Below are 16,267 nucleotides of genomic sequence, written 5' to 3'. Positions count from 1 at the left end.
AAAACCATTTTTAGCCGGGCCAACGTGCCCTTGAACGATTAGGAAGACTGGACACAATGCCTCGTTACGACGCCAAGCGGATAGAAACCAAATGGCAGACCTATTGGGATCAGCAGGAAACCTTCAAAGTTGGTGAGTTTGTTGAAGGGAAAGACAAGCTATACGTTCTTGATATGTTTCCTTATCCGTCAGGCGAAGGTTTGCATGTCGGGCATCCCGAAGGGTATACGGCAACTGACATTGTCTGTCGTCACGCCCGCATGCAGGGGAAACAGGTGTTGCATCCGATGGGCTGGGACGCGTTTGGCTTACCTGCCGAACAGCATGCCATCAAAACGGGAACCCCTCCCCGCATCACGACTCAGAAAAATATTGATACCTTTCGTCGTCAGTTGAAGATGTTAGGTTTCAGTTATGACTGGAGCCGCGAATTTTCCACGACAGACCCGGATTACTTTCGCTGGACACAATGGATCTTCCTGCAGTTATTCGATTCCTGGTTTGATTCGGAATTCGAATGGACGGGACCAGATGGAAAGCAGCGTGTTGGTCGCGCCCGTCCCATCAGCGAATTGCCGATCCCCGAAAAAGTAAAAGCGGAGGGAGAAGAAGCCACCCGTCATTATCAAAATCGCCATCGATTGGCATATCAGCATGAAGCGCCTGTCAACTGGTGTCCTGAACTGGGAACTGTTTTGGCCAATGAAGAGATCATTGATGGAAAAAGCGAGCGGGGCGGACATCCAGTGGAACGTATTCCGTTGCGGCAGTGGATGCTGCGGATTACGAAGTACGGTGATCGGTTGATTGACGGTTTGGAAGGTTTGGACTGGTCTGATTCCATCAAGTCATTACAGAAAAACTGGATTGGCCGCAGTGAAGGCGCAGAAGTAGATTTCTATGTGGGCTCGGGAGAATCAGAGACCGATTTAAGGCAAGGGTTCTCAACCTGGAAGTCATCGCGTAGTGAGACAGGATTTCCGGAAGATCCGGAAGCAGATGTATTACGGGTCTATACCACCCGCCCCGATACCTTGTATGGGGCGACCTATATGGTACTCGCTCCTGAGCACCCGTTTGTAGATCGTCTGACAACAATTGAGCAGAAGCAGGACGTTGAAACGTATCGCAAACAGGCCGCGCTCAAGAGCGATTTGGATCGAACCGACCTTGCTAAAGAGAAAACGGGAGTGTTTACCGGCAGTTTCGCTATTAATCCTGCCAACGGCGAGCAGATCCCGGTCTGGATTGCCGATTACGTTTTAATCAGTTATGGAACAGGTGCCATCATGGCGGTTCCCGCTCACGATTTACGCGACTGGGAATTTGCCATCGAGTTTGATTTACTCATCATCCCCGTTGTCGAACCACCAGAGAATTATGAGCCTTCGAAAGAGGAACAGGCTTTGGAGGCGGAGATCGATGGCGAAAAACGGACTCCTTTTTCAGGAATGGGAACGGCCATTCATTCCGGGGAATTTGATGGTATGAAAACGGCTGATTTCAAAAAAGAGATCTCGGCTCGTCTGGTCGCGCAGGGCGTTGGTAAAAACGCTGTGAATTATCGCCTTCGCGACTGGTTGTTCAGTCGACAGCATTTCTGGGGTGAACCGTTTCCCATCTGGCACGAGTTGGATGAGAATGGCAATATTACGGGCTTGATGCGACCCGATCCGGAAGAGAGTTTGCCGGTCGAACTTCCCGAATTAAAAGAGTTCAAGTCTGCTGGAACTCCCGAACCACCTTTGTCTTCTGCGCCTGACGAATGGTTGTACAAAACAGATACTGACGGCAAGCGGTTGTTGCGCGAAGTGAACAGCATGCCTCAGTGGGCAGGTTCCTGCTGGTATTATTTGAGATTCGCCGACCCCAAAAACAGTGAGCGATTTATCGATCCGGAAAGCGAGAAGAACTGGTTACCCGTCGATCTTTATATTGGCGGTGGTGAGCATGCGGTTTTGCATTTGCTTTATGCCCGTTTCTGGCATCAGGTATTATTTGACCGCGGGCATCTCACCTGTGCGGAACCGTTCCAGAAACTCGTCAATCAGGGCATGATTTTAGGTGATGTCGAATTGACTGGCTTCCAGCAGGCAGACGGCACCTGGGTATCGGCAAAGGATGTTGCCGAATCGGAGGAATCAGAAACCAAATGGATTGAAAAATCATCCGGAACACCCGTTAATATCGTTAGCCTAGAATCGGACCAGGTGCAGAAGCAGGGTGAGAATTTCGTACTTGTTGATCATCCTGATATTTCCGTCAACAGCCGTGCTTATAAGATGTCAAAGTCACGGGGAAATGTCATCAATCCCGATGTCGTTGTGGAACAGTATGGCGCTGATGCATTGCGGATGTATGAGATGTTTATGGGACCCCTGGAAGCGACCAAGCCCTGGAGTATGAGTGGCGTGGATGGCGTCGGTCGATTTTTGGGGCGCGTCTGGCGCTTGATCATCGATGAGCGACAGGAAGAGGTTACCTTAAGCGAAGCAGTCACCGATGAGATGCCCGATGAAGATCAGTTGCGCATTTTGCACAAAACCATCAAAGCCGTATCGGAGGATATCGAAAAGTTATCATTCAATACAGCCATCAGTCGAATGATGGAATTTACGAATGCGATGGGCCCGCTGAAAACCAGATCTAAATCGGTTCTGTCTGATTTCGTGTTACTGCTGTCCCCGTTTGCGCCTCATATTGCCGAGGAACTCTGGAGTGTACTGGGGCACACAGAATCTCTGGCCTATCAGCCGTGGCCGAAATTTGATGAAGCGTTGTTGCAGGAATCGGTCGTGGAAATCCCGGTACAGGTGAATGGGAAACTGCGGTCGAAAGTGTCAGTCGCAGCAGACGCCGACCAGGCCACGATGCAGCAGACTGCAGAACAGGATGAGACGATCGCCCAGTATCTGGAAGGAAAAACCATCGTGAAGGCGATTGTGATTCCCGGGCGACTGATCAACTTTGTGGTCAAATAACAGAGCAGGCAGGGGAAGGGCAGTCTTGCTTTTACCCTGCCTTGTTATTCCTTGGTTGGATTATTCTTCTTCCAGTCGATAGAGTGGCTGGCTGATCCCGGTTGTGTCGACTGACCAGGGAAGCCAGGCAAATGCAACTTCATTCACCATAAGATCGGACTTCCGCGGACGGACAGGGTAGGCATCTATTTCCAGATCTTCTGGTCGAATCGGCTCTTCCAACTCATCAATCTCCTGCTGAAACTCTTCTTCCAGTTCAGCATATTTTTGATGTTGGATTTCCAGAGCCTCTTTCGCCCGTCCAATATCACCATGTTCTTTGGCTGCTCGGCCGACACTGCGCGCTGCCGTTGATGCTTTTCTGACGTTGGTGGCACTGGCTACTTTTCTGCCCATAATGGCACCGAATATGGTTGTGCCGATTGAGATGAACGTACTCAGCTTTTTTTCACTGTATTGTGATTCTTCCCGCGCCACGCGCTCTTCGGCGGTGCGGATTCTGTTTTTAATCGTTTCAAATTTGGACGAATACTTAGACCGCAGTTTTTCAAGTTGTAGATCACGTTCTTCGCGCATCAGTTGTTTGAGACGTGCACGAAAAGCAGATTCATTTTCACCGGGATCGGAATACAGTTTAGGGTCCGCGCTAAACCACAGATTCAGCGGATGTTCCTGGTACAGGTAAGTTTTCAATTCCTTTTCCCAGGATTGGTACTGTTTCGGTTTTATAAGCAGGCTGTCGACGTCAGCAAAGACTGCCTGGGAATCAGGTTCTGAATCATAGTCCAGATTACCTGGAGGGATGAACGTGGCTGCTTCCCAGACCGACTCCGGTACCGATCCGGTGATTGTTAATAACAAGGCGACATCCTGCCAGAGATCGATCTTTGATTTGGCATCGGCGTAACGCAGTTTCGCGAGACCAATCAGACCAGGGCGGTACACGAGCCGGCTTGTGGTCGGGGCGATCGTCGCAGCGGTGAAGATTCGCTGTTTAATTTCAACGGGAATCAACGGTGGTTGTGAGAGGTCTGGTTCTGCAGTCGTGTCGATGACTGTTTCAGCGGGAGCTGGAATTGATTCGGCAATCGACTGCTTCCGCGAGTCCATCAGCGTTTTAATCTGGTTACGCGTCAATGGTCCTCGCAGGTAGGAGAGTGCCCACCTTGTCTGGAATACGACGGGGGCATCTTCATGTACGTTATGTAACAGGAAAACGCGGCTTCCCAGATCAGACAAAATGGCTTCCATCTCCTGTCGGTGGAACTGGCTGCCGGCTGTTCCCGATGCGCTTTCCAGTCCATCCAGGACGCGCGCTTTATCCCGTTCTGTCTGCAGGCGTCCAATGAACCAGGTACCTGTATTTGAGAGCCCTTTATAATCCAGGTCAACCGGGTTCTGTGTCGAAAGGACGACCCCCAGACCATATGCTCGTGCCTGTTTTAATAAAGTGAGCATCGGTGTTTTAGACGGGGGATTCGCTGTCGGAGGGAAGTATCCGTAGACCTCATCCATATACAGGATGGCCCGCAGACTCGAGGTCCCTGACTGACTGCGAACCCAGGCCAGGACTTCATTGAGCAGGACGGTGACAAAAAACATGCGTTCTGATTCAGACAGGTGGGCGATCGATAGAATAGAGATGCGGGGCTTGCCCTGTTTCGTCATTAAGAGTCGCTCGATATTTAACGCATCCCCCTGCATCCAGGATTCAAATCCTGGAGATGCCAGCAGATTGTTGAGTTGCAGGGAAAGCTGCATACGGTCTTTCGCTGGGTAAAACATATCCAGGCTGAGAAAACCGATCTTGTCAAATGGAGGGGCCTGAATTTCCTGAATCAGGCTGGCGATGGACAGATTGCGTTTTGCTTTCCAGGCATTGCTGAGTATGTTAGAAAGCAGGATGTGTTCCCGGCTGTTGATTGGATCGGCGTTGATTTTCAGCAATGCCAATAGTCCAGAGACCGCGGACATGATGCGATCCCGCAGAGCATCGCTGTTGTTTAAAATCGCTTCACTCGGGGCATCGAATGATTTCAGAACCGAAATCGGCAGGCCGGCATTACTGCCTGGTGTGTAAATCGCCATGTCGACGGCATCGCGCAGTTTCGCAATACGAGCGCCATCCTGCTGCCAGTCGGCCAATCCCTTCTTCCAGAGGTTGGCCGTCCATGCTGCGAATTCGTCAGGTGTCTTGCCTTTGCGAACTGCTTCGCTTTCCTCAACCCAAGGCCGAAAATCAGCTGGTTTTAAATCCGGAAAATTCAGCAGCAGGTTTCCCAGATCTCCCTTAGGATCAATCGCGATCACAGGAATATCGTCAATGGCGGCTTCTTCCAGGAGAGACAGGCAGAGCCCGGTTTTTCCACTTCCGGTCATTCCGACACACACTGCATGTGTTGTCAGGTCTTTACTATCGTATAATACCAGGTCTTCTTTCAACTGATCTTGAGGCAGATCATATTCGCGTCCCAGGTAGAATGCCCCCAGCTTTTCATAAACTTGATCTGTCATAGTTCACCGTGAATGGAGAGAAGAGATGCGTTTGTTTTCAGAATCATATCTGTGAGCAAGGCCATGGAGGCGAGTTTCAAAATAAGACTCTTTGGTTGAATGTGATGTGCTCTAGAGCAGCTTACAATCTGAATTGTAAATAGCGTAACATGCTGTCTGTATGAATTCACGTTTTGAGTCAGATTCTTCGTTAAAAAAACAGGATGCGAATTCATATTGGATCCTCACTGCTCGGGTTCTTCCGCTTCAGGAACAATGGCGAAGCAGGAAGAGACTTCAGGCGGGATCCGGCGGGGAGTGAGGTTTTCATAATTCACAAACGCCCAGTTTGTCTCCGCACGTACCAGCAGCTCGGAATCTGAGGGGCGGATAATCTTATATTTCCGGAGAGATTTGACTTTCTGCAGTGTTGAGATCCAGGTTTGTACAACGATTTTCTGATCTACAAATGCGGGTTGCAGATATTCAATAAAATGACTGCGCGCGACCCAGCCGATTTTCAATTCGCGATATCGACGTCCTGACCAGCCATTCGCTGTCGAGTGGGCGACTGCGGCATCCTGTAGCCATTTGAGATAGACCACATTATTGACATGTCCTAATCCGTCGATTTCGTCTTCAGTCACTAAATGATGGTATTCATAAATGCGATGCATGGAATTTATATCCCCGATTATGGTATGGTATCAGCTGTGAGACATCGTGTTTCTCATGGCAGTGGTGCTGTGTTTCTGAGCTGTGATCTTGGAACAGTGTAATTGAATCAAATCATAATTGAATCTGAGTTTCATGAATAACATAAAGTCGCTTCCACTGGTAATAGGTTTAGGTGAATTACTGTGGGATTGTTTTGAGGATCAGAGACGACCCGGTGGTGCACCGGCGAATGTTGCATTTCAGGCGAATCAGCTGGGATGTCAGGGGACTGTCGTCACCCGTGTCGGGCAAGATGAACTTGGTAATGAACTGCTGGGATTTCTGAAGCAGCAGGGACTTTCTGTGGACCATGTGCAAATTGATGAATCCTTTCCGACGGGGACTGTGACCGTACAATATTCCGATGCCAACGATCCGCAATATACTATTCATGAACATGTTGCCTGGGATCATCTGGAATATAATGACGATCTGTCTGTATTGATGCAGCAGTCACAGGCAGTCTGCTTTGGAACGCTGGCGCAGCGAGAAACCGATTCGCGTGAAACCATTCATCAATGCCTGGCAGCAACTGGTGAAAATTGTCTGGTTGTTTATGATGTGAATCTCCGCCAGCATTATTATGAGCGAAGCTGGATTGAACGTTCTCTGGCGGCTGCAAAGATGATTAAATTGAATCAGGATGAAGTGGAAAAACTGAGTGACATCCTGGAGCTATCGACGGGTAGTCTAAAACAGTTTGCGAATCAGATTCAGAAAGATTTCGAACTGGAAGCGGTCTGCATCACGCGTGGGGCTGAAGGATGTCTGATTTACGCAGAGGGGCAGGAATATAATATTCCCGGTTCTCCGGTGAAAGTCGCTGATGCCGTCGGTGCCGGTGATGCGTTTACCGCGGCTTTAATCTCCAGACGACTTCTGGGTTGGGGGTGGGAGCAGGCGGCAAGATTTGCGAACCGTGTAGGTGGTCTGGTTGCCAGTCAGGCAGGAGCGATGCCTGCGCTCAAGCAGGAATTTGAACAGATCAGTCAGGAAATACAGAATTCTTAGAAATCAGTGAAGTCAATTACTTTTAATACTTTGAATAATATAAGGATGAAAGAGATGCTACGTCTTAGTCTGCTGGCGTTGAGCCTGATCGTATTGTGTTGTGTTGGCTGCTCTGGTGAAGTTCCCACTGCTACTGACCCCGAAGTACCTGAAGCCGCTACGGCAGGTGGAAAAGAGACACCGACCGGTGCCGATGATTATCAGGTACTGCTGGAGACCACCAAAGGAAATATTAAACTGGAAGTCCATCCGGACTGGTCACCACGCGGTGCGGAACGATTCAAAGAACTGGTTAAAATGGGCTATTACAATGATACTGCTTTCTTCCGTGTGATCGATGGATTCATGGCTCAGATCGGTATCAATGGTGATCCGGAACTGCATGCCAAGTGGCGTGATAACAATATCATGGATGATCCTGTGGTAGAATCTAATAAACGCGGCTATGTTTCCTTCGCCAAAACAGGAATGCCAAACTCACGTTCCACACAGTTTTTCATTAACTTCGGCGATAACTCCAATCTGGATGGAATGGGCTTTTCCCCGTTCGCAAAAGTGATCGAAGGCATGGATGTTGTTGATTCACTTTATAAGGGATATGGAGAAGGTGCCCCTCAAGGGCGTGGTCCGTACCAGGGTAAGATTGTGGATGAGGGAAATGTTTACTTGAAAAAAGAGTTTCCCATGCTGGACTACATCAAAAAGGCAACAATCGTTGGTGAAGAACCGGCTGAAACGAAAGAGAAGCCAGAATCTGAAAAGTCAGAGTCAGAAAAACCAGCACCCAAAGAGGAAAAGAAAGATGATGCGGCTGTGAAATCTGAAACAGAAAAACCGGCTACGAAAGAGTAGTCGGCCAGATCAGTCGTTGACCGGCATGCGCACAAAGGGAGACCGGATGCAGTCCAGCTCATCCAGCTCCCTGCTGGCGGCCTGAAAACGTCCTTCTGTCGTACGATGGGTCATGATCACCAGTGGGACGATTGAAAATTCTTCGGAAGGATCAACTTCAGGGGCTTCGTGCTGAACCAGGCTGGCGATACTGATTTCGTGGTCGCCTAACACGTTGGTTATGTCGGCTAAGACATGTGGGCGATCTTCCACGTTTAAACGCAGGAAGTAGCGTCGGGAGATATCTTCACGTGGCATGATCTTGATTCCTTCACGAGGGTTCCAGAGATCAAGGCGGGGAAATGTCAAGGCGGCCCTGCCGACGGCAACATCAACCACGTTCGCGACGACAGCAGAAGCCGTCGCCATCTGACCTGCTCCCATACCAGACAGCCAGACTTTGCCGACAGCGTCACCCTCCAGGGCGATTTTATTGTAGGCATCTTCTACATGGGCGAGTGGGTTATCATTGCGGATCAGAGTCGGTTGGGCATGCATTTCCAGCTGACCATCCAGCAGCTTAGCCACTGCCAGCAGTTTAACGGTATAACCCAGCTCTGACGCATACTGTAAATCTGCCAGGGACAGACAGTCGATTCCCTGACGCAGGAACTGATCGAGGCCGACTTTGATTCCCAAGGCTAATTGAACCAGGATTCCCAGTTTCTGAGCTGCGTCTGTACCATCCACGTCCATGGCTGGATCTGCTTCAGCGTAGCCGATTTCCTGTGCGCTTTTTACAGCATCATCGTAACTTACATTGTGAGAAAACATTTCTGTGAGTATGTAATTGCTGGTTCCGTTGAGGATGGCTTCGATGGAAGTGATCTGGTTGGCTGTCATGGCCTGTGTGACGGTCTCAATGAGAGGCACCCCACCAGCGACGGCCGCTTCGAAGCAGATGCAGCGTCCCAACTCCCGGGCACGTTGAAACAGACTTTCTCCCTTTTCACAAAGGAGTGCTTTATTCGCGGTTACTACGTCTTTGCCGCTTTCGAGAGCTCGTAACATGATGTCATACGCCGGGTCGATCCCACCAATCAGCTGAATGACGACATCAATGGATTCATCGTTAAGGACAGCGTCAATACTGTCAGTCAAAACTTCGGCTGGCAGATCAACGTTTCTCGGACGGGACAGATCCCGTACCACAGCCTTTTTGAGATGAATGGGTCGTCCGGCACGCGTCGTCACTTGTTCGGAACGGTCCAGCAGTATTTTAGCAACACCACTGCCTACGGTTCCCATACCGATAATGGCTACGTTTAGCGGAGAAGACGACATTCCAGATTCCTGAGTGTTTAGTATTAGAGATTGCTGCAAGAGGCCCTGTTTCAGGGTCGTAATATAAACGGTTCACCAGGAGAGTGGAACCATGGCCTTAAAAATCAACTGATTTCATCGATATATTACCGGGGGATTTAGCGATTTTGAGGGGCATTTCCTGCCAGAGAGATTGTGGTGGAGATCAAAAAGAGGGGGCACGAAGCGAGGGGATGATGAAGTGATCAGTCACAGGTAAGAAGTTCTTTTGAGCCGACAAAGTTTTTCCAGCACTCATATTTTGCATGTTTTACCTGTTGGAGTAAAACCGGGTTACGGCTGGGCTTGGCCGGTTTCTGGAACAGTTTCATGCCAGCCTGCGAAGGAGTGCGTCCTCCCTTTTTGGTATTACATCGTCTGCAGGCACTGACGATATTTTCCCAGCTCATGCCACCGCCATGTGAGCGGGGGACCACATGATCCAGGCTAAGTTGTTTGACGCTGAATTTTTTCTGGCAGTACTGGCAGCGATAACTGTCTCGAATAAAAATATTGCGTCGGTTAAACTTAATGGTGTTTTTGGGGATCCGGTCGTAGCGAAGCAGGCGGACAACACGAGGTACCTGAATTTCAAAATTGACAGAGAGAATCCAGTCTTCCAGTTCGTTCCGCTCGTTAAATTCAGCTCTCAACTCGCTGATTTCAATCCAGGAGCTGAAATCGTAATTCATGAAACTCCCGTCTTCCACGCTAATTACTTCTGCAATATCTTTACTCAGCAGGCAGAACGCCCTTTTTGCAGAGATCACGTGAACCGGCGAGTAAGTCTTGTTCAGTGCCAATACACTCGCCTGCATGGCACTGGACTGTGCTTTCCCGGTCGTTGCTGAAATCATATGCCGCCCACCCTCCAGAACTCTTAGCAAGGTTATGGCAATATCAGGTACGTCAAATATCAAAGCGACTTAAAGAAGAAACAAAGTATAGGAATTGCCGGGAATGATACCTTAACTGTACCACCAGTCAATTCAAATTTTCAGATTCCGCACATTATTCAGGCGCGTACCTTCTGCGCAGATATTTTACTCTGATGGGATCTCCCCAGGCAACTGTTTCAGGGGAACGGTTGAAATGTATACTGAAAAAAAGAGCCGCTTCTTCTGATACCACAAATCAGAATGAAGCGGCTGTGAAACTCAATTCAGTCTACTGCAACCAGGACAGCGGTGCAGTCGCCGGGGGCATTTTAATCAGCTTGACGCAGGAAACGTCTTTGTGGCTGGAAACTTCTGCAATGGCTGCCTCGGGAACTTCACCGTCAACATTCAAGACTGCAATCGCCTCGCCGCCAGGTTGATTCTGCAGACGCCCTAATGCCATATGGGCAATATTGACATTGTGATTGCCCAGTACAGTGCCGATGTAACCGATCAGGCCAGGGACATCGTGATGTCGATAAATCAACAGATTTCCGTCCAGGTAACCATCCAGATAGAACTCGTCCAGTCTGGTCAGACGCAGGAAGTCCTGACCGAAGATGGTACCTGCGGCAGAGCATTTCCCATCTTCCGTTTCAACGGTAGCCGTAATCAAGGTGGAAAGTGTCCCGGCTTCGGTAGATTTTGATTCAGAAATCTCAATGCCCCGTTCTTTTGCAAATACTGTTGCGTTAACGATATTGATTTCCGCTTCAAAGGCATTGGATAGCAGTCCGGCTGCAAAGCTGGAAGTAATCAGCTTGGTCTGTTTATCAGCCACCTCGCCTCGATACTGGATCTGGACACTTTTCAGACTGCCTTTGGTTTGTTGCGATAAAAACAGTCCCAGGCGATGCCCCAGTTCGATATGTGGTTTCAGGTCAGCCATCTCGGCACCTGAAACAGGAATCATGTTAATGGCATGTCGGATTTCATTCTTGGTCAGGAAATCAGTAATAATCTCTGCGGCTTCAAGAGCCACCATTTCCTGAGCTTCATCAGTCGAAGCACCCAGGTGTGGTGTGGCGAGCATGTTGGGAGCGTTGATCAAACGTCGGTTTTCCGGAGGTTCTTGAGTGAATACATCACAGGCGGCGCCGGCGACTTTTCCGGATTCCAGGGCATCTGCCAGATCGTCTTCATTGACGATGCCTCCACGGGCACAGTTGATGATCCGCACACCGGGACGCATCGTGGCGATCCGTTCGGCATTAATCAGGTCGCGAGTTTCATCGGTCAGTGGAGTATGAACAGTCAGGAAGTCACAATGCTTAACCAGTTCATCAACTTCTTTATAAAGTTCAATGCCATACTCGGCTGCACGTTCTGATGACATGAATGGGTCGTAACCGATGACTTTCATTTCCAGTCCCTGGGCACGTTGTGCAACGGAGAGACCGATCCGTCCCAGTCCGATAATCGCCAGGGTTTTGCCTGCGACCTGGGTTCCCGTCAGCTTCTTACGTTCCCACTTACCTTCTTTCATGGTGGCATAAGCGGGGCCGATGTTACGGGCCAGTGCCATCATGAGGGCGATTGTCTGCTCGGCCGTACTGGTGGTATTCCCGGCCGGTGTGTTCATGACGACAATCCCTTCCCGCGTGGCGGCGGCACGATCGATATTGTCGACCCCCACACCCGCTCGAACAATCGCTTTGAGCCGGGGCTGGTCTTTCAGGAGTTCTTCGGTGAGTTTTGTCGCGCTGCGGATGATAATACCATCTGCCGACTTGAGTGCTTCCCGTACTTCTTCTGGTGATAAGCCGGAACGAATATCCACTTCGATTTCCGGGTTATCCTCGAGAATTTTAAGACCGGCTGGCGAAAGATTGTCCGTGATCAGGACTCGGTACATGGAACTCACTCACTTATCAAAATAAGGGAAACGGGTCAGGGAAATCACAACGATGTCCTGATGATACAGAGGTATCGTCCCTTAGCATAGTTCGCCAAAAAATCGCGCCAAGGCAAACGGCACCGCAAAGTAGGGAATTCCCGAAACAGAGCCTGGCTCAAAGGAGCTTCTCTCAAATTCGGATATAGATCCCTCTATTTATGTCTTGCATGGGGAAAACTTTATTTAAAAAGTGTATGATATTCTGTGCACATTCTCCCGAGTTCAATCGAGATTACTATTTTTGAGAATTCATCGAAGAAGGTAGATATGAAGCGGTCTGTGATCAAAATTCTGCTGGTCATTCTATTGATCTCATTCCCCGTGATAATTCATCAGACTTATCGCTGGCTGACAGCTTTACCAGATCAGATCACAATTGCGGCCGGTCATCCGGAAGGTCGTTACTACAGTATGGCAGTACAACTGAAAGGCCTTCTGGAAGAGCAACTTGGAACAAAAGTGAATATTCAACAGACGAAGGGTTCGATTGAAAATCTGGAGTTATTGAGAAGTGGAAAGGCTGATCTGGGCTTCTATCAACCAGGGGCAGAGTATGTGCTGGAGGGGTTCCAGGTAGAGCCAGAAAAAGCCAGAGCTCCAAGGCAGCCGGAGACGGACCGAATTTGTTTTATTGCAAATTTGTACTCACAGGTTGTGCATGTGATTGTGCCCGTTGATTCCGAGATCAAGAAACTGGCTGATCTGAAGGGGTACCGGATTGCTCTTGGGGAACAGGGGTCGGGAGACCTCGCCGCCAGTCTGCCTCTGTTGCGACATGCTCAAATCAGTCTGGATGATATTACACCCACTTACCTGTCTTATGAAGAAATAGAAGAACAATTCAATCAAAATCGACTGGATGCGGCAATCATGACCGTTGGAATTGAGGCACCGGTTTTGCATGAATTGCTCGACACCGGAAAATATCGCATTCTGGAAATTCCGTTTATCGATGCATTGACCCGCAAAGAAACGTATTTTTACAAGTATGAAATTCCTGCAGGTATGTTTCGTCGAGTCGAACCTGTTGTGCCTGTTCAGGATCACAGGACTGTTGCCTGTGGTGCGCATCTTTTATCCAGAGAATCTGTTCCGGAAGATCTGATCTCTGGAGTCACAACGATCATTTTACACCAGGATTTTTTAAGACAGATGCAGTTGAACGAGTTGTTTGCACAGGGACATTCTTTTGCGCGTGACAACCAGGGGTTTCCGGTTCATGCAGGCGCAGATCATGTCTATAACCCGGAATTAAAACCATTTCTTAATTCAGAATTTGTGGAAGCGACGGAAGGGATGCGATCGTTCATTGTATCCATGTTGATTGCAAGTTACCTTTTATTTCGTTGGATTCAGAAACGTCGCGAGAAAGCAAAAGAGCATAAACTGGACCGCTATATCAGGCAATTAATGTCCATTGAAAACAAGCAGATGAAACTGGATGGAAATAACGAAAGTGATGGTCTGTCATTACAGTCATTACTGGATGAAGTCACAGCATTACGCCAGGATACCTTGGGGCAGTTCTCGGCACACGAGTTGAATGAAGACCGTGCCACCGATGTTTTTCTGGAAATGTGTCATGCGTTGAGTGACAAAATTAATGCCAAGCTGCTGGGCTGGAAAATTGACCGGCTGGGTGAGAAAATAAACAAGCCCTGAGTCTGACATTACAAGAACGTTTACTCACTTTCATCCGGAATCGGAATATGCTGGCTAATGCCAACCTGATCAATGGTTTGTTACTTTTACTGGGAATGATACTCTGTTATCTGTTCGTATTAATTCCTTTTCTGATCTACTATGCCATCCAGCATATGAGGTCACCCCAGTTGATTTTATTGCCCGAATCCGACGGGGATGATTATGTGTCAGCAAAGTGCAAATCGGAAGCAGACTGGGCTCAATCACATCAATTTGAGGCAGCCGGCGTTTATCGTTGGCAGCAGAATTATATCATCGTCTGGGAAAATGAATCACAGGCGACTTTTTTTCAGACGACTCTCTCGCCGTACGGCCGATTTCACAGTTTTACTACGATTTTCGAAGAAGATTACACGCTGATTACTGCCAATGATCGCGAGGCGTTAATTTTTCCGGCACCACCCGGGCGGTTCGTCCAGTCATTTGGAGTTGAGCAGACTGGCGTTTTGAATGAAAAACATCAGTCGGCTCTCGCAGACCTGATGAGAGTCAAGCATCTGGAACTGGCCTGTGATTTCCCGGAATTTGAAGAGTCCTATCTGGCCAGTTTACGCCAGCAACACGAGTTCGTGCGATCTGTATTTTTCTACCCGATCAGAGGCATCTGGTGGTATCACGTGGGACGCCGCATTAAATTCAATCGGCCGATCGATTTACAACAGGTGATTCTGGAGAATTGAGACTCAGGACTCAGAAGGTTTCTGCAGTTCCCAGAGTCCGCGATGAATTTGCCAACCTTCCCTGCGTTTTTTTCGTTCGAAGCTGGTCTGGAAATCCATATCGTGCTCTGGTAGTTTTTCTTCAGGCGGCTCGCGGCGGATAAACTGGCTGGCATGATCCATGAGGTTTGTAACGCGATCAAAGTACTCTTCCACATCGGTCCAGAAGTGAAGTTCGCCTTCATGCTTTAAAGCTTTGGTGATGCGGCTGACAAACACATCTGTAAAGATCCTCCGTTTGTGATGTCGCTTTTTCCACCAGGGGTCGGGAAAGTAAACATGAACCTCAGAGATTGACGAATCTGGAATGAATTTGTCAAAGGCGATTCTGGCATCGCCGCCCAGCATCCGGGCATTGGGGCGCTCAGCTTTCAGTAATCGGGTTGCTGCCCGCCTTCCTTCCTTAAAATCAATTTCCATACCGAGGAAATTTTTTTCAGGGTGTTCTTCACTGGCATTAAACAGGAACAGCCCACGACCCGCTCCGACATCCAAGACGACTGGGAGATCATTCCCAAAGAAAATTTCCCATTGGAAAGGGCCTTCCAGATCTTCAAGTGTTTGAAAATAGGGGCGAAGGTCACGGGTTGGTTTAGAACTCGACATAATTTAAAGAGTGTTGCTTTCAGATGTTTAACGTTCAGAATATCAATGGACACACTGTAGAATAGATGATCTGCAGTGTAAATTATTACGAGAGCCTTGAACTTTGTTTTTTGGAGATCCGGATGTTACCTGAATATTTGATGCAGGCAGCAATGCAGGTCAAGTCAGCCCTGGAGCAACACGACCAGAAACTGGTACTTGCAGAAAGCTGTACTGGCGGTCTGATCGCCACGCTTATGACCAGCATGCCCGGTATTTCAGAATATTTTTGTGGTTCTGCTGTGGTATACCGCTGGGATACAAAAAAGAAATGGCTGGGAGTGCAGCAGGAGACGCTTGATAAATATACGGACGTGAGTATTGAAACTGCCCGTGAAATGGCTGTCGGTGTGCTGAAGCAGACTCCAGAGGCAACTTTGTCCGCCTCGATTACCGGTCATCTCGGGCCTGACGCACCAGCTCACCAGGATGGGGTAATCTGTATTGGTCTCGCACGAATCAGTCGAGAAATGGCTCGAACAGAGTCAGAATTGATACTGGCTGAAAACTATCAATGCGACGAATTGATCACCAGGCTGGATCTGGGCGCAAATATCGATCAACAATGGACTCTCAGGCAGCAACGTCAGATCGCCGCCGCTCAGCAACTCCTCAATCTAATTTCGGCGAACGCAAAACCGAAAATCCAGTGTTGATCTGTGTCTCGGATTGACTGAGATTCGCTTCTCTGATTCCAGGGGGCGCAGTCGGAATAATCGTTAAATCTTAGCTATCCGGAATGGTCTTTTTGGCTTTGCCACGTGTTGCAACCGGTTCGTCCGGCACGATCTTTGTTATGAGCACGATATTCTGTACTTCCCTTTGCATCGGCACAACGTGAATAACCGAATTATTCACTAAGCCGTGAGTGGTCGTTCAATGCATTTCATCTGTTACGATCGATCCAGCCAGAACCGCATCTGGTGATAGATCCTTTTCAAACAGTTGAAGAGAGCCTCTCTCAAAGTT

12 protein-coding genes are annotated in these 16,267 nt (G+C 48.8%); 6 read left to right on the top strand and 6 right to left on the bottom strand.

All coding sequences use genetic code 11. From position 1 onward, the window contains the following. Positions 1-56 precede the first annotated feature (56 nt). Entirely contained in the window at positions 57-2,981 is a 2,925-nt protein-coding gene (gene leuS, locus ACN0YH_RS22020) for a leucine--tRNA ligase (protein WP_417381753.1), read from the top strand. A 60-nt stretch (positions 2,982-3,041) separates the two neighbouring features. Here the strand turns inward: leuS and ACN0YH_RS22015 are convergent, their stop codons facing one another. Further along, complete coding sequence (locus tag ACN0YH_RS22015) at positions 3,042-5,495, bottom strand: ATP-binding protein (RefSeq protein ID WP_417381752.1); 2,454 nt, start codon at positions 5,493-5,495, stop codon at positions 3,042-3,044. A gap of 224 nt (positions 5,496-5,719) precedes the next feature. Continuing rightward, positions 5,720-6,151, bottom strand: coding sequence for an acyl-CoA thioesterase (locus ACN0YH_RS22010; RefSeq protein ID WP_417381751.1), 432 nt, complete (start codon positions 6,149-6,151; stop codon positions 5,720-5,722). A 133-nt stretch (positions 6,152-6,284) separates the two neighbouring features. On the opposite strand from ACN0YH_RS22010, the gene ACN0YH_RS22005 reads away from it, so the two are divergent. Together ACN0YH_RS22005 and ACN0YH_RS22000 are read left to right on the top strand one after the other, a co-directional pair. Continuing rightward, the gene (locus ACN0YH_RS22005; protein ID WP_417381750.1) at positions 6,285-7,202 is read left to right on the top strand and encodes a carbohydrate kinase family protein; all 918 of its coding nucleotides are present in this window, start codon (positions 6,285-6,287) and stop codon (positions 7,200-7,202) included. 54 nt (positions 7,203-7,256) lie between these two features. Next, a complete protein-coding gene (locus tag ACN0YH_RS22000; RefSeq protein WP_417381749.1) occupies positions 7,257-8,054 on the top strand; it encodes a peptidylprolyl isomerase in 798 nt (265 codons plus the stop codon). A 9-nt stretch (positions 8,055-8,063) separates the two neighbouring features. Here the strand turns inward: ACN0YH_RS22000 and ACN0YH_RS21995 are convergent, their stop codons facing one another. The 3 genes from ACN0YH_RS21995 to serA all read right to left on the bottom strand — a co-directional run bounded on the left by ACN0YH_RS21995 (position 8,064) and on the right by serA (position 12,188). Next, positions 8,064-9,377, bottom strand: coding sequence for a homoserine dehydrogenase (locus ACN0YH_RS21995; RefSeq protein ID WP_417381748.1), 1,314 nt, complete (start codon positions 9,375-9,377; stop codon positions 8,064-8,066). A gap of 224 nt (positions 9,378-9,601) precedes the next feature. Beyond that, positions 9,602-10,252, bottom strand: a complete 651-nt coding sequence (locus ACN0YH_RS21990; protein ID WP_417381747.1) for an HNH endonuclease — start codon at positions 10,250-10,252, stop codon at positions 9,602-9,604. 310 nt (positions 10,253-10,562) lie between these two features. Continuing rightward, positions 10,563-12,188, bottom strand: coding sequence for a phosphoglycerate dehydrogenase (gene serA / locus ACN0YH_RS21985; protein WP_417381746.1), 1,626 nt, complete (start codon positions 12,186-12,188; stop codon positions 10,563-10,565). A gap of 309 nt (positions 12,189-12,497) precedes the next feature. Here serA and ACN0YH_RS21980 point away from each other — a divergent pair, with 309 nt between their 5' ends. Beyond that, the gene (locus tag ACN0YH_RS21980; RefSeq protein ID WP_417381745.1) at positions 12,498-13,892 is read left to right on the top strand and encodes a TAXI family TRAP transporter solute-binding subunit; all 1,395 of its coding nucleotides are present in this window, start codon (positions 12,498-12,500) and stop codon (positions 13,890-13,892) included. Between the two features lie 47 nt (positions 13,893-13,939). Then, positions 13,940-14,614 carry a hypothetical protein gene (locus tag ACN0YH_RS21975; protein WP_417381744.1) on the top strand — a complete coding sequence of 225 codons (675 nt, stop codon included), beginning with the start codon at positions 13,940-13,942 and terminating at the stop codon, positions 14,612-14,614. Positions 14,615-14,617: 3 nt separating this feature from the next. Here ACN0YH_RS21975 and trmB read toward each other — a convergent pair whose 3' ends face one another. Beyond that, the gene (gene trmB, locus ACN0YH_RS21970; RefSeq protein ID WP_417381743.1) at positions 14,618-15,259 is read right to left on the bottom strand and encodes a tRNA (guanosine(46)-N7)-methyltransferase TrmB; all 642 of its coding nucleotides are present in this window, start codon (positions 15,257-15,259) and stop codon (positions 14,618-14,620) included. A gap of 122 nt (positions 15,260-15,381) precedes the next feature. On the opposite strand from trmB, the gene ACN0YH_RS21965 reads away from it, so the two are divergent. Beyond that, positions 15,382-15,954 carry a CinA family protein gene (locus ACN0YH_RS21965; RefSeq protein WP_417381742.1) on the top strand — a complete coding sequence of 191 codons (573 nt, stop codon included), beginning with the start codon at positions 15,382-15,384 and terminating at the stop codon, positions 15,952-15,954. Positions 15,955-16,267: the final 313 nt, after the last annotated feature.

The organism is Gimesia sp. (assembly GCF_048262075.1).
GTDB lineage: Bacteria > Planctomycetota > Planctomycetia > Planctomycetales > Planctomycetaceae > Gimesia.
The sequence above is the reverse complement of the archived record's forward strand: the minus strand, read 5'-3'. Positions and strand labels throughout refer to the sequence as shown.